Annotated in this window: 20 protein-coding genes; 9 read left to right on the top strand and 11 right to left on the bottom strand. The window is 69.1% G+C overall.

Annotation, left to right across the window (positions count from 1 at the left end; all coding sequences use genetic code 11):
- The first annotated feature begins 7 nt into the window (after positions 1 to 7).
- Positions 8 to 1,303, top strand: coding sequence for a class I SAM-dependent methyltransferase (locus tag OED01_RS15205; RefSeq protein ID WP_264156123.1), 1,296 nt, complete (start codon positions 8 to 10; stop codon positions 1,301 to 1,303).
- On the opposite strand, the gene OED01_RS15200 is transcribed toward OED01_RS15205, so the two are convergent.
- Complete coding sequence (locus tag OED01_RS15200) at positions 1,292 to 1,762, bottom strand: DUF6578 domain-containing protein (RefSeq protein WP_264156122.1); 471 nt, start codon at positions 1,760 to 1,762, stop codon at positions 1,292 to 1,294. The two genes, OED01_RS15205 and OED01_RS15200, sit on opposite strands and share 12 nt — an antisense overlap.
- A gap of 334 nt (positions 1,763 to 2,096) precedes the next feature.
- On the opposite strand from OED01_RS15200, the gene OED01_RS15195 reads away from it, so the two are divergent.
- The 5 genes from OED01_RS15195 to OED01_RS15175 all read left to right on the top strand — a co-directional run bounded on the left by OED01_RS15195 (position 2,097) and on the right by OED01_RS15175 (position 7,902).
- On the top strand, positions 2,097 to 3,407 hold the full coding sequence (locus tag OED01_RS15195) for a quaternary amine ABC transporter ATP-binding protein (protein WP_264156121.1): 1,311 nt from the start codon (positions 2,097 to 2,099) through the stop codon (positions 3,405 to 3,407).
- On the top strand, positions 3,407 to 4,375 hold the full coding sequence (locus tag OED01_RS15190; protein ID WP_264157985.1) for an ABC transporter permease: 969 nt from the start codon (positions 3,407 to 3,409) through the stop codon (positions 4,373 to 4,375). The genes OED01_RS15195 and OED01_RS15190 overlap by 1 nt, the downstream gene beginning before the upstream one ends.
- A gap of 53 nt (positions 4,376 to 4,428) precedes the next feature.
- Entirely contained in the window at positions 4,429 to 5,343 is a 915-nt protein-coding gene (locus OED01_RS15185; RefSeq protein ID WP_264156120.1) for a glycine betaine ABC transporter substrate-binding protein, read from the top strand.
- Positions 5,344 to 5,433: 90 nt separating this feature from the next.
- Positions 5,434 to 6,342, top strand: coding sequence for a glycine betaine ABC transporter substrate-binding protein (locus tag OED01_RS15180; RefSeq protein WP_264156119.1), 909 nt, complete (start codon positions 5,434 to 5,436; stop codon positions 6,340 to 6,342).
- A 126-nt stretch (positions 6,343 to 6,468) separates the two neighbouring features.
- On the top strand, positions 6,469 to 7,902 hold the full coding sequence (locus OED01_RS15175) for a lipase maturation factor family protein (RefSeq protein ID WP_264156118.1): 1,434 nt from the start codon (positions 6,469 to 6,471) through the stop codon (positions 7,900 to 7,902).
- A gap of 3 nt (positions 7,903 to 7,905) precedes the next feature.
- Here the strand turns inward: OED01_RS15175 and OED01_RS15170 are convergent, their stop codons facing one another.
- Positions 7,906 to 8,634: an alpha/beta fold hydrolase gene (locus tag OED01_RS15170; protein WP_264156117.1), complete on the bottom strand. Its 729-nt coding sequence runs from the start codon at positions 8,632 to 8,634 to the stop codon at positions 7,906 to 7,908.
- 151 nt (positions 8,635 to 8,785) lie between these two features.
- Between OED01_RS15170 and OED01_RS15165 the strand changes: the two genes are divergently transcribed.
- Positions 8,786 to 9,265 carry a hotdog fold domain-containing protein gene (locus tag OED01_RS15165; RefSeq protein ID WP_264156116.1) on the top strand — a complete coding sequence of 160 codons (480 nt, stop codon included), beginning with the start codon at positions 8,786 to 8,788 and terminating at the stop codon, positions 9,263 to 9,265.
- Positions 9,266 to 9,434: 169 nt separating this feature from the next.
- On the opposite strand, the gene OED01_RS15160 is transcribed toward OED01_RS15165, so the two are convergent.
- From OED01_RS15160 to OED01_RS15150, 3 genes are read right to left on the bottom strand one after another with little or no spacing between them, the layout of a single operon-like run.
- Positions 9,435 to 10,229, bottom strand: a complete 795-nt coding sequence (locus tag OED01_RS15160) for an SDR family NAD(P)-dependent oxidoreductase (protein WP_264156115.1) — start codon at positions 10,227 to 10,229, stop codon at positions 9,435 to 9,437.
- A gap of 47 nt (positions 10,230 to 10,276) precedes the next feature.
- Positions 10,277 to 11,251, bottom strand: a complete 975-nt coding sequence (locus tag OED01_RS15155; protein ID WP_264156114.1) for a Gfo/Idh/MocA family protein — start codon at positions 11,249 to 11,251, stop codon at positions 10,277 to 10,279.
- 44 nt (positions 11,252 to 11,295) lie between these two features.
- The gene (locus tag OED01_RS15150; protein ID WP_264156113.1) at positions 11,296 to 12,108 is read right to left on the bottom strand and encodes a hypothetical protein; all 813 of its coding nucleotides are present in this window, start codon (positions 12,106 to 12,108) and stop codon (positions 11,296 to 11,298) included.
- 139 nt (positions 12,109 to 12,247) lie between these two features.
- Here OED01_RS15150 and OED01_RS15145 point away from each other — a divergent pair, with 139 nt between their 5' ends.
- On the top strand, positions 12,248 to 12,985 hold the full coding sequence (locus OED01_RS15145) for an SDR family NAD(P)-dependent oxidoreductase (protein WP_264156112.1): 738 nt from the start codon (positions 12,248 to 12,250) through the stop codon (positions 12,983 to 12,985).
- 15 nt (positions 12,986 to 13,000) lie between these two features.
- Here OED01_RS15145 and OED01_RS15140 read toward each other — a convergent pair whose 3' ends face one another.
- The 6 genes from OED01_RS15140 to OED01_RS15115 form a co-directional block, all read right to left on the bottom strand.
- The gene (locus tag OED01_RS15140) at positions 13,001 to 13,351 is read right to left on the bottom strand and encodes a TraR/DksA family transcriptional regulator (protein WP_264156111.1); all 351 of its coding nucleotides are present in this window, start codon (positions 13,349 to 13,351) and stop codon (positions 13,001 to 13,003) included.
- Between the two features lie 119 nt (positions 13,352 to 13,470).
- Positions 13,471 to 15,702, bottom strand: coding sequence for an esterase-like activity of phytase family protein (locus OED01_RS15135; RefSeq protein ID WP_264156110.1), 2,232 nt, complete (start codon positions 15,700 to 15,702; stop codon positions 13,471 to 13,473).
- Positions 15,703 to 15,892: 190 nt separating this feature from the next.
- The gene (locus tag OED01_RS15130) at positions 15,893 to 16,039 is read right to left on the bottom strand and encodes a hypothetical protein (RefSeq protein ID WP_264156109.1); all 147 of its coding nucleotides are present in this window, start codon (positions 16,037 to 16,039) and stop codon (positions 15,893 to 15,895) included.
- Positions 16,040 to 16,079: 40 nt separating this feature from the next.
- A complete protein-coding gene (gene purL, locus OED01_RS15125; RefSeq protein WP_264156108.1) occupies positions 16,080 to 18,416 on the bottom strand; it encodes a phosphoribosylformylglycinamidine synthase subunit PurL in 2,337 nt (778 codons plus the stop codon).
- Positions 18,417 to 18,509: 93 nt separating this feature from the next.
- Complete coding sequence (locus OED01_RS15120; protein ID WP_264156107.1) at positions 18,510 to 19,787, bottom strand: serine/threonine-protein kinase; 1,278 nt, start codon at positions 19,785 to 19,787, stop codon at positions 18,510 to 18,512.
- Between the two features lie 106 nt (positions 19,788 to 19,893).
- On the bottom strand, positions 19,894 to 21,570 hold the full coding sequence (locus OED01_RS15115) for a S1 domain-containing protein (RefSeq protein WP_264156106.1): 1,677 nt from the start codon (positions 21,568 to 21,570) through the stop codon (positions 19,894 to 19,896).
- A 181-nt stretch (positions 21,571 to 21,751) separates the two neighbouring features.
- On the opposite strand from OED01_RS15115, the gene OED01_RS15110 reads away from it, so the two are divergent.
- Positions 21,752 to 23,068, top strand: a complete 1,317-nt coding sequence (locus tag OED01_RS15110) for a phytase (protein ID WP_264156105.1) — start codon at positions 21,752 to 21,754, stop codon at positions 23,066 to 23,068.
- Positions 23,069 to 23,132: the final 64 nt, after the last annotated feature.

The following is a 23,132-nucleotide window of genomic DNA, read 5'->3' as shown; positions in this document are numbered from 1 at the left end:
TGGGGTGGTGTCCGAGTTCCCATACGAGCGCCTTCGGCGCTTCCCCGACGTCGAGGCGCCCGAACTGCAGGCGCACGATGCGACCGATCTGCTGCTCGTCGAGCGGTGTCTCGCGCACGTCGCCGACCATGACCTGACCGGCTCCGACATCGCCGTGATCGGCGACGGATACGGCGCGATCACGCTCGCCCTGGTGGATGCCGGGCTCCGCGGCATCCGCCTGCATCAGGACCTGGCGACCGGACGGCGGGCGCTCGTCCGCAACGCCGAGGAGCTCGGGATGCTCCGGACCCTGGATGCCGACGGCGCGTCAGCCGGCGTCGGACCAGGACTCACCGCGAGCTCTGCAGGGGACGGCGCTCCGTTCGTCCCGCACGAGCTGGATGCCGCCCTGCTGACCGGTGTGCGGCTCGTGCTGCTGCAGCTGCCCAAGGCGCTCGCCGAGCTCGCGGAGATCGCGGATGCCGTGGCCCGGTGGGCGGCGGACGACGTCGTGCTGATCGCGGGCGGCCGGGTCAAGCACATGACGCTCGCGCAGAACGAAATCCTCGCGCGGTCGTTCGCCCGGGTGCAGCCGCAGCGTGCGGAGCGAAAGTCCCGCCTGATCGTCGCGGAGGATCCGCGCGACGTGCCGGAGGCGCCGCCGTTCCCTGTGCGCGAGACGCACCCCGAGTTCGGCGTGACGCTCGCGGCGCACGGCGGGGCGTTCGCGGGTGCCCGCATCGACGTCGGTACGCGCGTGCTGCTCGACGTCCTGACCGATCGGCGTTCACAACTCCTCATGGATGGCCCCGGCGACGCCCGAGAAGGCGCAGATTCCGCGGATTGCGGACGTTCGGACGGGCAGATCTGCGGAGTTGTGAACGAGATCGTCATCGACCTCGGCTGCGGCACCGGTGTGCTCGCCGCCGTGTACGCTCTCACCCACCCTGACGCCCGCGTGATCGCGACCGACCGATCCGCCGCGGCGGTGGCCTCCGCCAGGGCGACGATGGCCGCGAATGGTGTCGCAGATCGGGTGCAGGTCACGCACGACGACGCCGGATCCGACCTGCCGGATGCCTCGGCCGACGTCGTGCTGCTCAACCCGCCCTTCCATCTCGGGACGAGCGTGCACACTGCTGCGGCGACCCGCCTGTTCGACGCCGCCGCTCGGCTGCTCAGGTCGGGCGGCGAGCTCTGGACGGTCTACAACTCGTCGCTCGCCTACAAGGGCGAGCTGACACGACGGGTGGGGCGGACGGAGCAGGTGCACCGCACCCCGAAGTTCACCGTCACCCGCAGCATCCGCTCAGAGCGCTGAGTCCTCCGCCGGCTCGTCGACGTCCTCGAGCAGATCGATGACGTAGTCACCGCCGCGGTCGCCAACGGGCGGTTTCCACGGCACCCGGTCGACCTTCTGAAGGCGCGCGGTGCCCGGTACCGGGGTCTGGGTGGTGATGAACGGCCGCGCGGGGGAGCCTGCGGTGAAGTTGCCGCCGAGATCCGGACGAGGACGGTGCGGGCGGACCGGGCGAGGAACCTGCGTGGTCGTCATGGTGAACTGCACCACGTGGATGCCGGTGACGACGCCGACGACCTCGGGGAGAGGCTCGTCATCATGGTGCGTCTCGACGGCGTCGATCGTGCCGCCGAGGTCGGGACCGAGCTCGGCGGCATGTTCTTCCCGGACCCCGTGACGCACCCGCAGCCGCACCCGCGAACCGACCTCGAAGGGGTCGCCGCAGCATGCCCATTCCCACCGCGAGAGCCAGATCCGCATGGAGTCGAGGATACGCCGGTGTATCCGGCAAATCCCCCGTTCAGGCGCCGATTCCACGGGGTTCCGACACGCCGCGGATTTGCCCTGACCAGCCATTTTGTTACGGTGGAGGGCGGGCATCACGCCCGAAGACCAGTCCGCGGACGCGTCCTTCTTTCGATTCTGCTGTGCTAACGAAGAGGCGTGGACGTACGGTCGATGTTCTTTGCGGAGGATCCGAAATCCACCGTCCGTGCCGCCATGCAGCGTTGTCGAAACGGCCTTGTGAACATCACCCGGGCGCAACCGAAGCGGGCTCACCGAGACCCTGAAAACGGTGAGTCGCGGGGGAAACGTGACCGAAACCGCTCTTGAAGCGCGCCATCTGTTCAAGGTGTTCGGACGGAACCCGAACCAAGCCGTCCGTCGCCTGAAATCCGGTGAATCCCGCAACGACGTCGTCGATGCCGGAACCGCTGCCGTCATCGACGCCAGCTTCACCGTGAACAAAGGCGAGATCTTCGTCATCATGGGCCTGTCGGGTTCCGGCAAGTCCACCATCATCCGCATGCTGAACGGCCTGCACGACGCGACGGACGGCTCCGTCACCGTCGGCGGCGATCAGATCACTGGCATTCCGGCATCGCGGCTGCGCGAGATCCGGCGCGACAACGTGTCGATGGTGTTCCAGCACTTCGCGCTGCTGCCGCACCGCACCGTCGCCGCGAACGTCGCCTATCCGCTCGAGCTGCGCGGAGTTCCGAAGGCCGAGCGCCTCGCGAAGGCCGAGGAGGTCCTCGCGATGGTCGGGCTGGAGGGCAACGGCGACAAGCTCCCGTCCCAGCTGTCCGGCGGCATGCAGCAGCGCGTCGGCATCGCCCGCGCGCTCGCGGCCGACACCGAGATCCTGCTGATGGACGAGGCGTTCAGTGCGCTCGACCCGCTGATCCGCCGCGAGATGCAGGAGCAGCTGCTCGAACTGCAGCAGAAGCTGCAGAAGACGATCGTGTTCATCACGCACGACCTCAACGAGGCGATGTTCCTCGGCGACCGGATCGCCGTCATGCGCGACGGCCGGATCGTCCAGATCGGCACGCCGGAGGACATCCTCACCGACCCGGCGAACGACTACGTCGAGCAGTTCGTGCAGGACGTCGACCGGGCGCGCGTGCTCACGGCATCCAACGTCATGGAGCTGCCGCGTCCGGTCGTCGCCGAGACGACGGGTCCGCGGACGGCGCTTCGGCAGATGCGCGACGCCTACATGTCGGCCGCGTACGTCACCGGGCGCGACCGCAAGCTGCTCGGGATCGTCACCGACCGCGACGCGATCAAGCTCGTCCGCAAGGGCGAGACGTCGCTCGCGTCGATCCTCAAGCCCGTTCCGCAGAGCGTGGCCGAGGACGAGGTGCTGATGAACCTGTTCGTGCCAGCGGTGGAATCCCCGCTGCCCCTCGCGGTCGTGGACGGCGGCGGCCGGCTCGTCGGCGTCATCCCTCGCGTCACGCTGCTCGCGGCGCTCGGCCCCGGCCCGGGCGCCACGGAGGAGATCACTCTGCCGCTGCGCCCCGTCCCGCAGGCCGAGATCGACGCCGTGCTCGATGAGGCGCAGGATGCCGCGGGCACCGCGCCCGTTGCTCCGGCCGCCGAGAAGGAGGTGCTGTGATGGATGGCTTCCGCATCCCCATCGGTGAATGGGTCGCCTCGGTCGTCGACTGGGTCAAGGACAACCTCGCGGCTCTGCTCGACGTCATCTCGTTCGTCGTGCGGTTCCTCGTCGACGGTCTGACCGACATCCTGGTCGGCACGCCGTTCCCGGTCATGATCGCGATCTTCGCGCTCATCGCCTGGCTCGTGCGCTCGTGGCAGATGGCCGTCGGCACGGTCATCTCGTTCCTGCTCATCGTCACGATGGACCTGTGGGACCTGTCGATGCAGACCCTCGCCCTCGTGCTGGTGTCAGCGCTCGTGGCGATCGCGATCGCGGTGCCGCTGGGCATCTGGTCGGCGCGCAACGACACGGTCCGGATGATCCTCAAGCCCGTGCTCGACTTCATGCAGACGATGCCCGCGATGGTGTACCTGATCCCGGCGATCGTGTTCTTCAGCATCGGTGTCGTGCCGGGTCTCGTCGCGACGGTGATCTTCGCGCTGCCTCCCGGCGTCCGGCTCACCGAGCTCGGCATCCGCGGTGTGGACTCCGAGACCGTCGAGGCCGGGCAGGCCTTCGGCGCGAAGCCGGGTCAGATCCTCCGCGGCATCCAGCTGCCGCTCGCGATGCCGTCCATCATGGCCGGCGTCAACCAGGTCATCATGCTCTCGCTGTCGATGGTCGTCATCGCCGGAATGGCCGGCGCGGACGGACTCGGCAAGGAGGTCGTCCTGGCGATCTCGACCGTCGACACCGCCAAGGGCGTCGAGGCCGGACTCGCCGTCGTGCTGATCGCGGTCTACCTCGACCGCGTCACCGCGGCACTCGGCACCCCGCACGAGTACCCCTCGTCGCTGCTGGGCGTCCTCGCCCGTCGCCGTGCAGCGCAGCGGACACAGGCAGCGGATGCCGCGGCGCAAGCTGCCGCGGAGGCGGACCGCGCACAGGCATCTCCGCACCGTGCGCCGAACGTCGGCGTCTGACGAAACCCACTGAACCCATACGGAACGCACCACAGCATACGAAAGGCAGCACCATGAAGAAGTACCGGCACATCACAGCCATCGCAGCACTCGGCGTCACCGCCTCCCTCGCCCTCACGGGTTGCGCGACCGGTTCATCCGGTGACTCGGCCGGGGGCTCGGCTGACGGCGACAAGGGCACCATCACGCTCGGATACCTCCCGGCGTGGACGGACGGCCTGAGCATGGCGTACCTGCTCCAGGACCAGCTCGAGAAGCTCGGCTACACGGTCGAGTTCGAAGAACTCACCGAAGCAGGCCCGCTGTACACCGGCCTCGCGCAGGGTGACGTCGACATGTACCCGTCGGCCTGGCCTGAGGTGACGCACGCGTCCTACATGGAGAAGTACGGTGACGACCTCGAGGACCTCGGGGCATACTACGAGAACGCCGTGCTGACGCTCGCCGTTCCGAGCTACACCGAGATCGACTCGATCGACCAGCTCAAGGGCAAGGGCGACATGTTCGACGGCACGATCGTCGGCATCGAGCCGGGCGCCGGACTCACCAAGCAGACGCAGGAGGTCGCGATGCCGGCCTACGGTCTGGATGGCGAGTACACGCTGCAGACGTCGTCGACCGCCGCGATGCTGACGGTGCTCGGCGAGGCGATCGACAAGAAGGAAGACGTCGTCGTCACGCTGTGGAAGCCGTTCTGGGCGAACAGCTCCTACGACATCAAGACGCTCGAGGACCCGGAGGGCGCCATGGGCACCCCCGAGACCCTGAACTTCATCGGTCACAAGGGCTTCGCCGAGGAGTTCCCCGAGGCGGCAGAGCTGGTCGAGCAGATCAAGCTCGACGACGCGCAGTACGGCTCGCTCGAGGACCTCATCGTCAACGAGTACGGCGAGGGCAAGGAAGCCGAGGCAGTGGATGCCTGGCTCGAGGAGAACGGCGACCAGTTCGACTGGGTCGTCACGGAGTGACCCTCGCCTGATCACCGGGGGCGTCGCAGTCCGCTGCGACGCCCCCGTTTTTGTCTGATGACGACGAAGCGCCGACGAAAGACGCAGAACATGAACACACGCATCCGCATCACCACGGGCATCCTGGCGCTCGGAGTCGGAGGGGCCGTCGTGCTCTCCGGCTGCGCGACCGGCGACGATGCCGCCTCGAACGGGGACGCCGAGAAGGGCACCATCACGATCGGCTACCTGCCGGCGTGGACCGACTCGCTCAGCAACACGTTCCTGCTGCAGGACCAGCTGGAGAAGCTCGGGTACACGGTCGAGCTGGAGACGCTCACCGAAGCCGGCCCGCTGTACACCGGGCTCGCGGAGGGCGACATCGACATCTACCCGTCCGCGTGGATCGATGTCGCGCAGGCCAGCTACTGGGAGCGGTTCGAGGGCGACCTCGAGGACCTCGGCGAGTACTACTCGGAGGCGAGCGGGCTGCTCGCCGTGCCGTCGTACGTCGACTTGGATTCGATCGCGGATCTGAAGGGGCAGGGCGAGCGCTTCGGCAACAAGATCTACACGATCGAGCCAGGATCGGGCGCCGCGACCTACGCGCAGGAGTCGTTGCTTCCGGCGTACGGCCTCGACGAGGAGTACGAGCTCGTGACCTCGTCGACGCCGGCGATGCTCACAGTCCTCCAGGACGCGATCGAGAAGAAGGAGGACGTCGTCGTCACGCTGTGGCGCCCCTACTGGGTGAACGACGTCTTCGACATCAAGGAGCTCGAGGACACCGAGGACGGCTACGGCGAGCCGGAGGGCCTGCACTACATCGCGCACAAGGGCTTCACGGAGGAGTTCCCCGAGGCGGCCGACCTGATCGGGCAGATCACCCTGGATGACGAGCAGTACGGTTCGCTCGAGAACCTCGTCGTCAACGAGTACGGTCCCGACAAGGAGCCGGAGGCGATCGACGCCTGGCTGGAGCAGCACGCCGACCAGCTCGACTGGGCCGTCGTGGAGTGAGGACGCCCCCTCTCGTTCGTTGAGCGGGCCCGCCCCCTCTCGCTCGTTGAGCGAGCGAAGCGAGTCGAAACGCGGTCGCCGCTGACCAGCGGTGACCGCGTCCGCCGACAGGCGTAGCCTTCTGGCATGGACGGTTTCGCGGCTGTCGACTTCTTCTTCGCGCGCGAGGTCCTGCAGAGGGGCATCGCGGCGCTGTACCTCGTCGCGTTCGTCTCGACGCTGAACCAGTTCCGTCCGCTGCTGGGCGAGCGCGGCCTGCTGCCGGCGCCACAGCTGCTGGACTGGGTCGCGGCTTCGGCATCCCGCAGGCGGATGCTGCACCCCACGCTCTTCACCCGCATCCGCTATTCGGATCGGCGGCTGGTCGCGCTGTGTTGGGCGGGCATCGCCGTGTCGGCATCCGTCGTCATCGGCATCCCCCAGCAGGGGCCGGGCTGGGTGCCGATGCTGGCGTTCCTCGCCCTGTGGCTCGGATACATGTCGATCACGAGTATCGGGCAGACGTTCTACTCCTTCGGCTGGGAGATGCTGCTGCTCGAGGCCGGGTTCCTCGCGGCCTTCCTCGGCTCGGTGCACGAACCGCCGCCCACTGTCGTGATCGTGCTGTTCTGGTGGCTGGTGTTCCGGCTCGAGTTCGGCGCCGGGATGATCAAGATCCGCGGCGGCCGCGAGTGGCGAGATCTCACCGCGCTCACCTATCACCACGAGACGCAACCGATGCCGGGGCCGCTGAGTCGGCAGGCGCACCTTCTGCCGCGGTGGTTCCACCAGGGAGAGGTGCTGGGCAACCACTTCGCGCAACTGGTGGTGCCGTTCTTCCTGTTCGCGCCGATCCTGTCGCTGCTGCTGCCCGGGCCTGTGCCGCTGCTCGTCGGTGCCGTCGCGGGCGGGATCGTCATCGCGACCCAGCTCTGGCTCGTCGCCACGGGCAACTTCGCCTGGCTGAACTGGGCGACGATCGTGCTCGCGTTCTCGGCGATCGGGCTTCCCGGATCGGGCCGGGAGGAGGCGATCCCGCTGTACTGGATCGTCCTGACCTCGGCGGTCGGCCTCCTCTACGTCGTGCTGAGCTGGCCGGCGCTGCGCAATCTTTTCGCCCGCCGCCAGCTCATGAACGCGAGCTTCAACCGGTGGCAGCTCGCGAACGCGTACGGCGCTTTCGGCACAGTCACGAAGGAGCGCATCGAGATCGTCGTCGAGGGCACGCTCTCCGAAGATCCGGATGCCGCGGACTGGCGCGAGTACGTGTTCAAGGGAAAACCAGGGCCGCTGCGCCGCATCCCGCGCCAGTTCGCGCCGTATCACCTGCGACTCGACTGGCTGATGTGGTTCCTTCCGCTCGGACGTTCGCTGGACGACTGGTTCACGGCGTTCCTGATCCGGCTGCTCGAGGCGGATGCTCCGACTCTGCGTCTGCTCGCCCAGGATCCGTTCGACGGCGAGCGCCCGCGGTGGGTGCGGGCCGTGTCGTACCGCTATCGGTTCGCGCCGCGCGGCGCCGGCGCCGTGTGGGTTCGCGACCGGCAGCGCGAGGTGATGGGCGCGGTCTCGCTGCGGTGAGCGTCAGCGCTGCTCCAGCTTTCGGGCCAGTAACTGCGGTTGTTGCAACGGGATGCCGTGCCCGGCATCCGGCACGATCTCCCACGTGCTTCCGGGCAGCGCACGGTGCAGGGCCTGCGCGGATCTCCGCATGAGCGGCTTCTCGCGCGAACCGGCGAGAACAGACGCCCGGCCGGGGAAGGCTCTCCATCCGTCCGGGATCGTGAAGCGGATGTTCTCGCCCACCGCTGCGACCAGGCTCCGGGATGTCATCGCCGCCGATGTCCGCAGGTAGTCATCGAGCAGTGCGGGCGGTATGAACAGCTCCTTGGCCTGCAGGCGCGCGAACCATCGGACGCGGGCGAGGCCCGATGTGGATCGCAGCAGAGCGAGCGTGAGATCGGGCGCGGGGGTCGGCAGCGTCTGGGCGCTGATCACGACGACGCGGTCGACCAGATCGGGGCGTTGCGCCGCGAGCATCACCGTCAACTGGGCGCCCAGCGAGAAGCCGACGACCGTCGTCGGCCCCGGGCCGTCACCCTCCAGGATGGTTTCGAGCTCTCGTACGGCGTCCTCGTGCGACGTGTACGGCTCCGCTGCGCTTCGCCCGTGACCGGGGAGATCCGGGATCAGCAGGCGCGTTCGCGGGTCGAGGTGCTCGCGCAGGGGCGTCCACATCCAACCGGCGACGCCTCCGCCGTGCAGCAGCAGGAGGCGCGGGCGCGACACTTCGCCGTGGCGCTCGAGATGCATGCGGCCACCCTACCGCGCGCGCTGCGGCGATCATCGGATACCGCCAGCGATGCCGGCCGGCCGAGGCGCGAGTTTGGTTCGATCCGACAGCGCATCATCCCTGACGGACTCGACGGTGTCAGGATGCCGGGAGCAGCGACAAGGAGAATCGATGACGACCTCGCCCATCAGGAAGACCTACGACGCACTGCACGCCCGTCCGCTCGGCAGGCGCATCTTCAGCACGATCGTGAGCGTCAAGGCGCCGTACTTCCGGACGATCCGACCGGCGATCATCTCGCTGGAGCCCGGTCGCGGAGTGGCGCGCATGCGCGATCGCTGGGGTGTGCACAACCACATCGGCACCGTGCACGCGATCGCGTGCTGCAACCTCGCCGAACTCGTCGCCGGCACCACGATCGACTACTCGCTGCCCGAGTCGCACCGGTGGATCCCGAAGGGCATGGACGTCGCCTACCTCAAGAAGGCGAAGGGCACGCTCACGGCGGTCGGCACGATCGACGGCCTCGACACCCTCGAGGTCGGAGAGTCGCGTGACGTCATCGTCGCCGTCGACGTCACGGACCGTGACGGCATCGTCGTCGTGCACGCCGACATCACGATGTGGGTGACGCCCCGCCCGGCATCCTGACCGGGCCTGGCCGCACCGCACCGTCGGACCGGTCGCGGCGCCGTGCGTCGGTACAGATGCACGACCCGGGAACGGATGTCGGACTGAAAACCGGTTCCCGGTCGTGCAGGTGTACCCGGATCGTGCAGGTGTACCCGTCACACCGCCCTGCAACGTTGCGATCCGGACGCTACGGCACGATCGAGTCGATGTAACCGCCGTCCACGCGGACCGCCGCGCCGGTCGTCGCCGAGGCCAGGGGCGAAGCGAGATAGGCGACCATGTTCGCGATCTCCTCCGGCTCGATGAGCCGCTGCAGCAACGACTGCGGCCGATGCAGCCGCATGAACTCGCGCTGGGCCTCCTCCCACGGCAGGGCGGAATCCACCAGCTCGTACACGAACGTCTCGACGCCGCCGGTGTGGGTCGGCCCTGCCAGCACGGAGTTCACCGTGACGCCGGTGCCGGCGGCATCCTTCGCGAAGCCTCGGGAGACGGCCAGCAGCGCCGTCTTGGACATGCCGTAGTGGATCATCTCCGCCGGGATCACGACCGCCGAGTCGCTGGCGATGTTCAGCACGCGGCCCCAGCCTCGGTCCTTCATGCCCGGCAGCGTCGCGCGGATCAGGCGCACGGCTGCGAGCACGTTGACCTCGAAGTAGCGGCGCCACTCGTCGTCCGAGATGGCGAGAGCCTCCTCCGCGCCGAAGATGCCCAGGTTGTTCACCAGCACGTCCACCGGCCCGACGGCGGCGAGCACGGCATCCGTTCCGTCGGTGGTCGTGACATCGCCCGGGGCTGCGACCAGCGTGCGGTCCGGGTTCTCGGACTGGAGCTGTTCGATCACGGATGCCACGGATGACGCACTGCGTCCGTTGATCGCGACGCGGGCCCCGGCGTCCGCCAGCGTCGCCGCGATCGCACGGCCGATTCCCTGAGTCGATCCGGTGACCAGAGCTGTCCTGCCGGTGAGGTCGATGCGCATGAGGGTCCTTTCGTGGCTGGTGACCACAGGTGCAACGCGCCGGATGCTCAGGACATGCCCGAGGTGAGGAGCACGGGCGCGCCCGAGTCGATCGATGCGTACGCGGCCTCGACGACGGCGATCGCGGTGACCGCGTCAGCGGTGGAGACCCGGGCATCGGCACCCTGCTCGATGGCCGCCACGAAGTCGGCGATCTGCCGCAGGTACGGACCGTCGGTTTCCGGTACCGGCGGTAGATGATCGGTCGCCTCGGATCGCGAGGACGCCTCCGCGCTGTCGTGCGACAGGATGCCGAGCGTGCCGGACATCTCGACGCCGGTGCGGAACGCGAGTCCCGGCGCACCCCACGTCGCCTCCAGGTGGGAGTGGATGCCGTTGACGTGGATCAGGTCGACCCGGGCGGTCACGGGCACCGGCACGGTGTCATCCGCGGTCGGCGGGTCTTGCACGGCGGACACGCTCGCGACCGGGCCCGCGAACCAGAGCGCCTGGTCGATGTCGTGGATCATGAGGTCGCGGATGACACCGCCGCCCGTGCTCTCGTGGAAGAACCACGGCGCCGTGGGGGCGGGTCCCCTTCGGAAGAAGCGCTGCGACGTGACCTCACCGACCTCCCCGGCCGCGAGCCGCGCTCTGATGTTCGCGTACGCGGGGAAGTAGCGGACGACGTGCGCGGGGAACAGTCGCACGCCCGCCGACTCCGCCGCGTCGAGGATGCGCTGCGCCTCGGCTGCCGTCGGCGCCAACGGCTTCTCGCAGACGACGTGCACACCGGCCTCGATCGCGGCGAGCGCGAAAGCGGCGTGCGTGGCACTCGGCGTCATGATGTCGACCACGTCGACATCGGAGAGCAGGGTCCCGATGTCGGCGGCCATGTCCAGGTCGTACTCGGTCGCGAGCTCCGCAGCACGCGAACGAGAACGCGACAGCACGGTTCCGCGTGCGCCGATGGCCCGCCAGGCGTCGGCGTGGACGCGCGAGATGCCACCGGCGCCGATCAGGCCGACTCTGAGTTCCGTCATGCGGCTCCTTCGCAGGGGTCAGGCGTTCCGCACGCGGGTGGCGATCATGCGCGCTCGTCGTCCAGGCGCAACGGCATCGGCTCCGGGGCCGGTGCGGCGGCATCCGGTCCTGCTGCCGCCGGGGCGGCCGTGATCTCGCGCGCGACCTGCTTCTCGAGCAGATCGACCGCGGCATCCGACAGCAGGATGAGCCCGTCGAGCTCCTCGCGGACGCGCTTGTACGCGATGTTGCGCTCGGCCTGGGTCGCGGTGTCGTCGACAGCGACCTTGAGCAGTTGCTGGGCGCGATCGAGCTTCTTGCGCTCGGCTTCGGTGAAGCTCGAGTCCCGCAGCCGGCGGGCGTCCCTTTCGGCGACTTCGAAGGCGACGGCGTAGTTGCCGACGGCATCCAGGTACTCGCCCACCTGCTGCTCGCTGACCTTGGCATCCGCGGATGCCGGACGCAGCGTGTCCGCGAGCTTCTTGGCGCGCAGGAACGCGGCGGTCAACGGCTGACGGCCGTCGCTCATGGCCGGGAACGCGATGAGCTTCGCGACGTCGAGCTCGTAGTCCAGCCAACGCGCCGTGATCTCGTCGTGCTCGGCGAACAGCCTTTCCAGCAGCTGGTTCGGCGACACCTGCGGCTCAGAGGAGATCTGCTGCGGATGCGCCTTCGTCGGCGAGCCCTGACCACGGGCCGCGATCTGGGCGGCCTTGATCTCACCCTTGATCCTGATGGTCTCCAGGCGGCGTTCGTGCCGCTGCCGGGAGGCGCGCTCCCAGGCCTTCCCGATGCCACCGGCGACACCCATGATCGGGAAGATCAGCCACCAGTACCTCCCGGCGAAGTCCCAGAAGTCTTGAAGGAGCACGTCCATGATGGGTCCCAGCCTAGCCCTGCCGTGCCGGGTGCGAGAGGGGTGCACGCGGCGTCCGATTCCCGCCAGCGCGAGCGCTCGCACCGGTTCAGGATGGAACCCGATCCGGAGCTGCCGGACGGGAAAAGGGCATCCATCCATGAACACCATCGCACTGATCACCGGCGCGAACCGCGGCCTGGGCCTCGCCACCGCCACCGCGCTCGCTCGCACGGGCGCCACCGTCATCATCGCCGGCCGGGACGAACAGTCCGCCCAGGCGAGCGCGGCAGACCTCGTCGAGCAGGGGCTGAGCGCGGAGCCACTGACCCTCGACGTCACCTCCGCGACGAGTGTCGCCGCCGCCGCAGCGGAGATCGAGCGGCGTCACGGCCGGCTCGATGTCCTGGTGAACAACGCCGGGATCCTGCCGGAGGCGACGGCGACCGGCGGTCACGAGTTCGTCGACGTGGCGTCGCTGGTCTCGACCTTCGAGACGAACGTGTTCGGCGTCGCGACCGTCACCGAGCATCTGCTGCCGCTGCTGCGGCGCAGCGAGGCCGCGCGCATCGTCAACGTCTCATCGACCATGGGGTCGCTGTCCGATCAGTCCGACCCGGCATCCCCGTACTACGAGAGCATCGTGCCGGCGTACCAGGCGTCGAAGGCGGCGGTGAACAGCCTGACGATCGGCCTGAGCAAGAAGCTCGCCGACAGCCCCATCAAGGTGACGTCGGTCTGCCCCGGCTGGGTACAGACGGACCTGGCTCCGGGCAACCGAGAGCATGCGCCGACGAGCGCGGAGGAAGCGGCGCAGGTCGTCGTCGCCGCGGCGACGCTCCCCGCAGACGCGCCGTCGGGAACCTTCCTGAGCGCGGACGGGCCTGTTCGCTGGTGAGGGGAGGGCCGGGCGTCAGCGCCCGGACCTCTCCGCGCACGGCACGCACAGCTCGGCGAACGGCCGCACCTCGAGCCGCTCCGGAGGGATGCCGTTGCCGCACGCCGTGCAGACGCCGTAGGTTCCGGCATCCACTCGAGTGAGGGCGTCCTCGACCTGGCGCAGCTCGGCCTGAGCGGCTTCGGCGAGACCGGTCAGCCGCGACCACTCGGACGACAGCGTCACGCCCTCGGGGTCGTGCTCGTCGTCGTCGTTCGCCCCCTCGCGGTCATGCGTCAGCTGCGTCAGAGCGGTGATCGCCGACTCGGCACGGGCCAGCGCATCGACACGCAGCTCTTCGAGGCGGATGCGGGGATCGACGGTCATCCCGTCATCCTGCCCTACTCGGGGCGCTTCGTGGCCCCGTTCGCCAGGCGTGCGCCGCGTCCTACGCGGAAGTGCCCGGCATCCTGAACCGGATGCCGGGCACTTCACGCGGGGGAACGTCAGCCGACGGTGGCGGCGATGTCCGGGTGGTCGCTGAAGATGCCGTCCATGCCGGCATCCAGGAACACCTGGATCTCGCCGGCGAGGTCACCGGCCGCGGCCGGATCGCTCGAGGACCGGAACTCGGCAGGCAGGAACTGGTTCTCCAGGCGGAACGTCCAGCCGTGCACCTCGAGCCCTGCGGCGTGGGCGTCCGCGAAGACCGGCGACGGCGCGGCGAGCGTGCCCTGCGCGGTGCGGGGGATCAGTACCGACTTCTCGACACCGACGCCGGCCGCGTACTCGGCGATCCCGGCGAGGCCGGTCGGCGTCACGAGGTCGGCGTAGGTGCGGGTGTCGCCGGCCAGGGTGAAGTCGTACGGGCGTCCGGACGAGCTGATGAGCTGGGCCAGTGTGACGTCCGTGAGGCCGCTCAGATCCTTGAGGTTCGCGACCTCGAAGCTCTGCACGATGACCGGCGCGTCCGCGGAGTCCAGGCCGTTCTCCTGCAGCGCGGCGACCAGGGGCTCCTCGAGCGACAGGCCGATCGAATCGAAGTAGCTGGGGTGCTTGGTCTCGGGGTACACGCCCACCTGGCGGCCGTCGCAGCTGATCGAGTGGCGCGCCAGATCCATGACCTCGTCGAGGGTCGGGATGACGTACAGCCCGTCGAACGCCGTGTTGGCCGGGCGTACCTGCGGCAGGCGCTCCTTGGCACGGAGCGTGCGCAGCTCGGCGAAGGTGAAGTCCTCGGTGAACCAACCGGTGATGCGCGCACCGTCGATGACTTTGGTCGTGCGGCGGTCGGCGAACTCGGGACGCGCGGAGACGTCGGTGGTGCCGCCGATCTCGTTCTCGTGGCGGGCGACGAGCACGCCGTCCTTCGTGGACACGACGTCCGGCTCGATGTAGTCGGCGCACTGGATGATCGCCTGCTCGTACGCGGCGAGAGTGTGCTCGGGGCGGTATCCGCTGGCGCCGCGGTGGCCGACGACGGTGACGAACTCCTTCTCGACCTTCGTGCGGTCGAGATCGATGACGGCGAACTCGGTGTCGTCGGGGGTGCCGGTGACGCGCGCGTCGTTGCCGGGGAAGTTGTTGTCGTTGGCGATCAGCAGGTTGCCGTCCTTCAGCTGCACGACGGTCTCGAGCGACTGCACCGGCAGCGACCAGACCTCACCCGTGCCGTAGCCGTTGCCGGCGCTGAGCGCATCGGGGTTGGAGATGCGCAGTGCGTCGAGCACCAGCTTCTTCTCGACGTAGCCCGCGGCATCCTTCTTCTTGAGGTTGATCTCGTAGATGCGCTTGGTGACCGCCTGATCGCCCTCGAAGTCGTCGCGCTCGACCACGAGGAGGACGTCGTTCTTGACGGTGAACGCGTCGCCGATGACGTTCGGCTCCTGGTCGGTCTGGTAGTTCCAGGTGCGACCGGTGTACGCGCCCGTCTTCGTGTCGAACTCGTGGATCTCGCGACGGCGCAGGTCGGTCTCGCCGGTGTACGCGCCCTCGACGATCGGGTACAGGTAGCGGCCGTTGACGGAACCTGCCATCGCCTCGAAACCACGGCTGGCCGGCAGCGTCGGGGCCGCCCCGCCGAGGTACGGGTTCTGCGGCGACTGCACGCCGTCGAGGGCGAACGGCTTCTCCAGAAGCGTGCCATCGGAGTCGAAATGCAGCAGGAACGGCCCGAACTCCTCGCCCACCCAGAACGTGCCGTCCTTCGCGCGGACGACCGACTCGATGTCGAAGTCGGCGCCGGTGAGCAGACGCTCGTCTGTGCCGTCGTTCACGATCGGGAAGTCGAGGATGTCGTTCCGGTCGTTGTACGAGATGAAGCGCTCCACGGCGATGTCGCCTTCGCCGCCGTTCGCGGTCTGCCAGGCCGGACGTACGAGGTAGTTGCGCAGGAGGAAGTCGGCCGAGTTGCCCTTCGACCCGAATCCGTTGTCCGGCTGCGCCCAGAACGTGCCGTCGCCGTTGTCGATCACGGCGGAGAACCCCGGGATGACCTGGCCGTCCCACGGCCCCTGCCGTCCGTTGCCCGCGCTCGCCTGGGCACCGGATGCCGGTCCTTCCGCGAGGAAGTCGGCCGACAGCTCGGCCCACGCGACGAGCGTGGGCTCGAAGGCGTGCATCTTCGAGGTCGGGGTGGTCTGGTTTCCGGATGCCGCGGCGGTCGGGGCGGCGATCAGCAGCGAGGCTGCGGTCGCGGCGACGGCGGCGGTGGCGAGGGCGCGATGGAGTCGTCTCATACCTTCGAGTCAATCGGGGCGCGTGGGAGCGCCCGTGACGACGTCGTGGCCGGCCGGTGACGAGGCGGTGAACGGATGCCGGAGGGGAGCGTGCGGCAGGGAGGTGGCGCGAATGGCCGTCTCACGCGCGGTGATGCGGCGAATCACGACCACTGTCGCGCCGGCATCCGCGCGCGGGAAACCGCGGAGATCAGCCCAGGAGGAGGGAGAGGACCGTCGCGCCGCCGCCGACGAGGATCAGCGCGCCGATCGTGACCCAGGCGGTCACGCGGATGCGCTTCTGACGGCGCTCCGAGTAGATCGAGAGGTCTTCGGCCTCTTCGTGGTGCTCAGACATCGTTGCTCCTCAGGACTGCGTTTCGACTCGCTGCGCTCGCTCAACGAGCGAGTGGCGCCGACTCGGTGACGGTGGGGCCGAAGTAGCTCGGCAGGGTGGCCTGCGAGCGCTCGCGCAGTTCGGCGACCGAGAGGGTGAAGATGTCCTGCACCTCGAGCTGCGGCTCGGTGTCGGTGACGCCGATGCGCATGACCGGGTAGTCGCGCCCCTCGCAGAGGCCGCGGAACTTCACGTCGTCCTCGCGCGGCACCGTGACGATGACGCGACCGGTGGACTCGGAGAACAGGGCGGTCGCGGCATCCACTCCGTCGCGCTCGATGATCTCGTTCAGCCAGACGCGCGCGCCGACACCGAAGCGCATGACGCCCTCGGCGAGTGCCTGCGCGAGTCCGCCCTCGGAGAGGTCGTGCGCCGACGAGATCAGCCACTCGTCGCGCGCGGCGCCGATGAGTCCGGCGAGGCGCTTCTCTGCGGCGAGGTCGACCTTCGGAGGCAGGCCGCCCAGGTGCGCGTGCACGGTCTCGGCCCAGGCCGAACCGCTCAGCTCCGTCGACGTCGTGCCGAGCAGGTAGATGTTCTGGCCCTCGTCCTGCCAGCCGGACGGGATGCGACGCGAGACGTCGTCGATGAGCCCGAGCACGCCGACCAGCGGGGTCGGGTGGATCGGCACGTCGCCGGTCTGGTTGTAGAACGACACGTTGCCGCCGGTCACGGGGGTGCCCAACTCGTAGCAGCCGTCCGCCAGGCCGTCGACGGTCTGGCCGAACTGCCACATGACCTCGGGGTTCTCGGGGGAACCGAAGTTCAGGCAGTCGGTGATCGCGGTGGGGGTCGCTCCTGTGACGGCGACGTTGCGGTACGCCTCGGCCAGGGCGATCTGCGCGCCCGCGTACGGGTCCAGCTGGCTGTAGCGACCGTTGGCATCGGTCGAGATCGCGAATCCGAGGCCGGACTCCTCGTCGACGCGGATCATGCCGGCGTCGTCGGGGAACGCGAGTGCCGTGTTGCCGAGCACGTAGTAGTCGTACTGGTTGGTGATCCAGCGGGTGTCGGCGAGGTTGGGCGACGCGACCAGATCGAGGAACTGATCACGCAGTACCGAAGGGTCGTTCGAGCGGGGGAGGTTCTCGGCGGCATCCGCCTGCAGCGCGTCGATCCAGGTCGGGTAGGCGACGGGCCGGTCGTACACGGGGCCGTCGACCGCGACCGTCGACGGGTCGACGTCGACGATGCGCTCGCCCTGCCAGTCGATGATGAGGCGGCCGTCTCCGGTGACCTCGCCCAGGACGCTGGTCTCGACCTCCCACTTGTTCACGACGGCCATGAAGGCATCCAGCTTCTCCGGCGCGACGATCGCCATCATGCGCTCCTGCGACTCCGACATGAGGATCTCCTCGGCCGTGAGCGACGGGTCGCGCAGCAGCACGTTGTCGAGGGACACCTTCATGCCGCTGTTGCCGTTGGCCGCGAGCTCGCTGGTCGCGCAGGAGATTCCGGCGGCACCGAGGTCCTGGATCGCCTCGACGAGCTCGCCGCGGTACAGCTCGAGGCAGCACTCGATGAGCACCTTCTCGGCGAACGGGTCGCCGACCTGCACGGCCGGACGCTTGGTGGGTCCGCCGTCGTCGAAGGAGTCGGATGCCAGGATGCTGGCGCCGCCGATGCCGTCGCCGCCGGTGCGGGCGCCGAACAGGACGACCTTGTTGCCGACGCCGGTGGCGTTGGCGAGCTTGAGGTCCTCGTGGCGCAGGACGCCGACCGCGAGCGCGTTGACGAGCGGGTTGGCCTGGTAGACGGCGTCGAAGACCGTCTCGCCGCCGATGTTCGGCAGGCCGAGGCAGTTGCCGTAGAAGCTGATGCCCGCGGTCACGCCGTGCACGACGCGTGCCGTGTCGGGGTGGTCGATCGCGCCGAAGCGCAGGGCGTCCATGACGGCTACCGGGCGCGCACCCATCGAGATGATGTCGCGGACGATGCCGCCGACGCCAGTGGCAGCGCCCTGGAACGGCTCGATGAAGCTGGGGTGGTTGTGCGATTCGGCCTTGAAGGTGACGGCCCAGCCCTCGCCGACGTCGACGACGCCCGCGTTCTGGCCCATGCCGACCATCAGGCGTTCCTTCATCTCGTCGGAGACCTTCTGGCCGAAACGGCGCAGGTAGTTCTTGCTCGACTTGTAGGAGCAGTGCTCCGACCACATGACGGAGTACATCGCCAGCTCGCCCGAGGTGGGGCGGCGGCCGAGGATCTCGCGGATGCGTGCGTACTCGTCATCCTTCAGGCCCAGCGCGGCGTACGGCTGCTCCTTCTCGGGAGTGGCGATCGCGTTCTCGACGGAGTCGGGAACGTGCTGACGGGCGGATGCTTCGGGGGTGGTCACGCGCACTCCAAGGGAAAGGGCCGAGCGGGGCGTGATCAGTCTACCGGCGCGGCGTGCCAGGGCTTCCCGCGGATCGGGACGCCCGTTGCAGGCCTACCCCTTGCCGTTGCCCTTGCCCTGGTCGGAGCCGTCCTTCCCCTTGCCCTGGCCTTTGTCGCTGTTGCCCTTGTCGTTCTTCTCGCTGTTGCCCTGCTGGCCCGTGCCCTGGTTCCCGGTGTCGTCGGACTCGTTCGGCGCCTCCGGAGCATCCCCGTCGGTGTTCGAGGTCGTGTCCGTCTGCGCCGGCTCGATCAGTGTGCGCAGTGTCGTCGACGGCACGACACGCCCCGGCCCGTCGGCCGGGGGAAGGAGGAACGCCGCGCTGGTGGCCAGCGTCGCGGCGGCCAGCGCCGCACCGGCGATGACGGCTCGGCGGCGTGAGGGGTGGGATGCCGCCGTTGCAGGCAGCACCGCGGTCCGCGCGGTTTCTGCCGGTGCGAGCGCGGGAGTCCGGCCCGGCTCGGGGGCCACCGGCAGGGGATCAAGCGAACTGGAGCGCGCGAGCTCCTTGGCTGCGGCGGCGACCTCTGCGGCGGTGGGACGCTCGTCCGGTTCGAGCCGCGTCATCCGTTCGAGCAGGTCCCGCCACTCGTCGTCGACGGTCTCGGCGATCGTCGGCGGCTGCATCACGCGCGCCAGTGCGGCCGCGCGACCGGAGCCGAGTTCGGGATATCCGATCCGGCCGGTCAGCGCTTCGAGCACGACGAGGCCGAGGGAGAAGATGTCGACCGCGGTGCCGGGGTCGGCATCGCGCAGCTGCTCCGGCGCCATGTAGGCGAGGGTTCCCAGTACGATTCCCGGCGATGTCATCGGCGATCGGTCGATCGAGCAGGCGATGCCGAAGTCGGCGAGCTTCGCGGTCCAGGGCACCGCGGCATCCCCGGTCCGCGCGAGCAGCACGTTCGACGGTTTGACGTCGCGGTGGATGATGCCCGCCGCATGCGCGGCGGCGAGCCCCTCGGCCAGGTTCTGCATCAGGTGCGCGAGCTGGCGGGGCGGCAGCGGACCCTCCGCCATGCGCGCCGCCAGCGTCGGCCCGTCGACGAACTCCATCACGAGGTACTGCGGGCGACCCGGCTCCAGCTGCGCGTCGTACAGCGTCACCAGAGATGGATGGTTCATCGAGGCGAGCAACGCCTTCTCGGTGTGCGCCCGATCGACCGAACTGACGGCATCCCCGCCGTCATGGATCATCTTGATCGCCACGGTCCGGCCGAGATGGGTGTCCTCGGCGCGGTAGACCGTCGCCATCCCGCCCTTGCCGACGCGGTCCTCCAGCAGGTATCTGCCGTCGAGCAGGGCGGAGGTGGGCGACACGACTTCCAACGTCATCGTGTACTCCTCGCAGGTGCATCCGGGTCATGCATCCGAGTCAAGCTATCGCGACGTCCGGTGTTCGTCAGCGCCCTTGACGTCTCGGCGAAAGGATGATTCGCGGCTACGGCTTCGTGTCGTCGTGGAGCACGATGCGCCCGAGCTCGACGCCGCCGCCCGGCAGCTCCCAGTAGTGCAGCCGCCGCGCGCCCGCCACGTTCTGCTCGACGCTTGAGCGCATGCAGCGGGCGCCGTCCTGGCGCACCACATACGAGTCGCCACCGCCCTCGCCGGTGCGCAGCCGATGCAGCTCGCGTGCGGGGATCTCGCGGTCGCGGCCGGTGATCGCGTCGACGCACGTGCGGATCGCCTTGCTCAGCTGACCCTCGTCGAGCGGGCTGAGGGAGTCGATGAAGTCCGGGCCCAGTGTGTAGTCGCGCAACGGCCAGCGGCCGCGCTCGCCGGGGGCGGTGCGGTTGCCCCAGGTGCGTTCGATCTCGAAGCGGATGCCGTCGGCGGTGGCGTCGACATGGGAGCGCTCCGCGGCCCGGCGGGCATCGCGCAGAGCACGGCCCGTCTCGCGGCGGTCCTGCTCGGCACCCGCGAGCTTCGCCTCGGTGGAGGCCCGTTCGGCGCGCTCATCGGCGAGCTGGGCGCGCAGACGTTCGTTCTCGGCGCGCAGCCGGTCGAGCTCGCCGGCATCCGTGACGAGTGCGCCCGAGCCGCGGGCGACGAGGTTCGTCAGGGCGAGGAGATCGCCGCGCAGGCTCGTGATCTGGTGCGACAGTGCGACGACGTCCGTGCGGGTCGCGACATCGGGCGACGGGATCAGTGCTGCTGGCGGAAGTGCGGATGCCTCGTCCGCGGCGGGGGTGTGAGCTGCGGCATCCGATGGCTGCTGCGGAGGGCGATCCTCGCTCAGCCACGGCGCTCCGCCCGCGATCAGGGGCAGTGAGGGCACCAGCGCGGCATCCGGGTCGACGTCGGTTCGGCTGAGCGCCGGAGTCCCGTCCGGCAGGCGGGTGACGCGCACGCGGATCACGTCTCCGACGGCGAGCACGTCGCTGACGGGGCCGTCGCCGGCGTCGACGTCACGGCGCCGCAGCACGGCGGACAGGCGCGGATGCAGCTGCACGGTCGCGCGCAGCTCCGTGACCTTCACGACGAGCGCGAGGGTGTGCGATCCATCCGGGAAGGCATCCGGGTCCGGTGCGACCGGCTCGGGATGCAGTTCGTTGCCGTCCAGGATGCCGCTGGTGCGCTCGCCGACGACGAGTGCGGCGAGAAGCGGGATGTCCGGCGGCAGCAGTTCGGCCGTCGCGGTCACGGTGGTGCCGTCGTCGAGCCGCACCATGGCGCGGGTGCCGTCGGCGACGAACCCGTGCACGACACCGGAGGCGCGTCGGACCCGCGGGGCGGCCGCCGACTCGACCCGGCGCTGCACGCTCTGCGCGATGGCGTCGTCGATCAGGTCGTCGGTGGTCGCGTGGTCGGGAAAGCGCAGGTGCGATCTGGTCCATGCCGGGTCGGCGCCGAAGTCGGTGGGGTAGGAGCGGGCCGTTCCGCCGAAGGCGTGGGTCTTGGGCGGCAGCAGCTGCTCCAGGTGCCGGGTCACGCCGCCGGTCTCGACCGTGACGACGTCGGCGATCCCGTCCAGCTCCTGGCGCAGCCGGGGGACGTCGAAGGAGAATCCGCCCTCCGGATCCGTCGAGACGAGCAGAAGCGGGTGCGCGCGTCTCGCGAGGATGCGGGCAGCGAGATCCTCCGCCTGGGAGGGGGTGACGACGTCGGCGGAGACCATGGTTGCGAGTGTAGGCACGTCGTCGCGACGGGATGCGGAGATCGCCCCGTGATTCGTCAGCCGGCTTCGATCCGGACTTCGAGCTTGGGTCGGCGTCATACGTCACTGCCGGTTCACTCGGCGTTCATAGCCGGGCAGAACGATCGGGCGACCCCATCCATCGATCCCCCGAGGAGTCTCCGTGATCCCCCGCCTGCTCACCGTCGCTGTGATCGGCGCCTCCGCCGTCGTGCTCGTCGGCGCCGCCCAGCCGCATCCGAACCCCCAGCCACCCGAACACGCCAAGGGCCACGCATACGCGTACGGCCACTCGAAATCGAAGGCCGATGACGTCACCGCGAAGCTCGAGACTCCCGCGCTGTGGGATGCCGACGACGCCGACGCGGACGACCCCGCCATCTGGGTCGACGAGGACGACGCCGAGAACAGCCTCGTCATCACCACGGCCAAGGAGGCCGGGATGAACGTCTACGACCTCGAGGGTCAGCTGGTCCAGCACATCGACCCGAAGCTGGCGTCTGGCGAGGGCGACGCACCAGGACGCTACAACAACGTCGACCTCATCCACGACTTCGAGCTCGACGGCGACGAGGTCGACCTCGCGGTCGTCTCGGACAAGGGCATGGACGACCTCGGCATCTTCGTCATCGACGACGGCGAGCTGACCGAGGTGACGGCTCCGGACGCCGGGCGAATCTTCTCGGCATCCCAGGAGGAGGTCAACAGCGAGCACACCGCGTACGGCCTCGCCACGTGGCAGGAGGACGACGGAGCGTACGCGCTGGTGAGCCGCAACTCGGAGACCGAGGTCGCGCTGCTCGAGCTGAGCGACAAGGGCGACGGCACCGTCGGCTGGGACGTCGTGCGCGAGCTCGCGCTGCCGGCCGAGTTCGCCATGCCGGATGGGTCGACGTGGACCACGTGCGACGACCCGGGTCAGTACGCGCAGGTCGAGGGCATCGCGGTCGACGAGGAGAGCGGCACCGCCTACCTCGGCCAGGAGCTCGTCGGCATCTGGAAGGTCGATGCCGACCTCACCGGCGAGGCGGAGCTCGTCGACACCGCGATCGAGTTCGGCCTCCCCGGCACCTACGACGCCGAGCTCGACGAGTGCGTCTACGGAGAGAACCCCGGCTTCGGCGGCGACGTGCTGCGCACCGACATCGAGGGGCTCACGATCTACGAGACCGATGAAGGTGAGGGGTACCTGCTCGCGTCCAGCCAGGGCGACGACAGTTTCGCGGTCTACGACATCGAGGATGACAACGCCTATGTCGGATCGTTCAGCGTGGTCGACGGCGCCGTCGACGGCACCCAGCACAGTGACGGCGCCGATGTCGTCAATGTGAGCCTGCCCGGCTTCGACGGCGGGCTGCTCGTGCTGCAGGACGGTGACAACACGCCGGAGGGCTCGGACGAGGAGAGCACGAACTTCAAGTACCTCGCCTGGGAGGACGTGGCCGAGAAGAGCGGCCTCGACCTCGACATCGCCGACTGAGACGAACTCCCCAGGCCCCGCGAGAAACCACCTCGCGCGCGAGAAATCATTGACGAGGTGGTTT

Origin of the sequence: Microbacterium sp. M28, assembly GCF_025836995.1 — a bacterium.
In the GTDB taxonomy this organism is placed as follows: Bacteria; Actinomycetota; Actinomycetes; order Actinomycetales; family Microbacteriaceae; genus Microbacterium.
The sequence above is the reverse complement of the archived record's forward strand: the minus strand, read 5'-3'. Positions and strand labels throughout refer to the sequence as shown.

Bases quoted from the DNA above. Each gene is read 5' to 3' on its own strand.
- OED01_RS15200 (WP_264156122.1), bottom strand. From the start codon at position 1,762: ATGCGGATCTGGCTCTCGCGGTGGGAATGGGCATGCTGCGGCGACCCC.
- OED01_RS15190 (WP_264157985.1), top strand. From the start codon at position 3,407: ATGGATGGCTTCCGCATCCCCATCGGTGAATGGGTCGCCTCGGTCGTC.
- OED01_RS15185 (WP_264156120.1), top strand. From the start codon at position 4,429: ATGAAGAAGTACCGGCACATCACAGCCATCGCAGCACTCGGCGTCACC.
- OED01_RS15180 (WP_264156119.1), top strand. From the start codon at position 5,434: ATGAACACACGCATCCGCATCACCACGGGCATCCTGGCGCTCGGAGTC.
- OED01_RS15175 (WP_264156118.1), top strand. From the start codon at position 6,469: ATGGACGGTTTCGCGGCTGTCGACTTCTTCTTCGCGCGCGAGGTCCTG.
- OED01_RS15170 (WP_264156117.1), bottom strand. From the start codon at position 8,634: ATGCATCTCGAGCGCCACGGCGAAGTGTCGCGCCCGCGCCTCCTGCTG.
- OED01_RS15165 (WP_264156116.1), top strand. From the start codon at position 8,786: ATGACGACCTCGCCCATCAGGAAGACCTACGACGCACTGCACGCCCGT.
- OED01_RS15160 (WP_264156115.1), bottom strand. From the start codon at position 10,229: ATGCGCATCGACCTCACCGGCAGGACAGCTCTGGTCACCGGATCGACT.
- OED01_RS15155 (WP_264156114.1), bottom strand. From the start codon at position 11,251: ATGACGGAACTCAGAGTCGGCCTGATCGGCGCCGGTGGCATCTCGCGC.
- OED01_RS15150 (WP_264156113.1), bottom strand. From the start codon at position 12,108: ATGGACGTGCTCCTTCAAGACTTCTGGGACTTCGCCGGGAGGTACTGG.
- OED01_RS15145 (WP_264156112.1), top strand. From the start codon at position 12,248: ATGAACACCATCGCACTGATCACCGGCGCGAACCGCGGCCTGGGCCTC.
- OED01_RS15140 (WP_264156111.1), bottom strand. From the start codon at position 13,351: ATGACCGTCGATCCCCGCATCCGCCTCGAAGAGCTGCGTGTCGATGCG.
- OED01_RS15135 (WP_264156110.1), bottom strand. From the start codon at position 15,702: ATGAGACGACTCCATCGCGCCCTCGCCACCGCCGCCGTCGCCGCGACC.
- OED01_RS15130 (WP_264156109.1), bottom strand. From the start codon at position 16,039: ATGTCTGAGCACCACGAAGAGGCCGAAGACCTCTCGATCTACTCGGAG.
- OED01_RS15120 (WP_264156107.1), bottom strand. From the start codon at position 19,787: ATGACGTTGGAAGTCGTGTCGCCCACCTCCGCCCTGCTCGACGGCAGA.
- OED01_RS15115 (WP_264156106.1), bottom strand. From the start codon at position 21,570: ATGGTCTCCGCCGACGTCGTCACCCCCTCCCAGGCGGAGGATCTCGCT.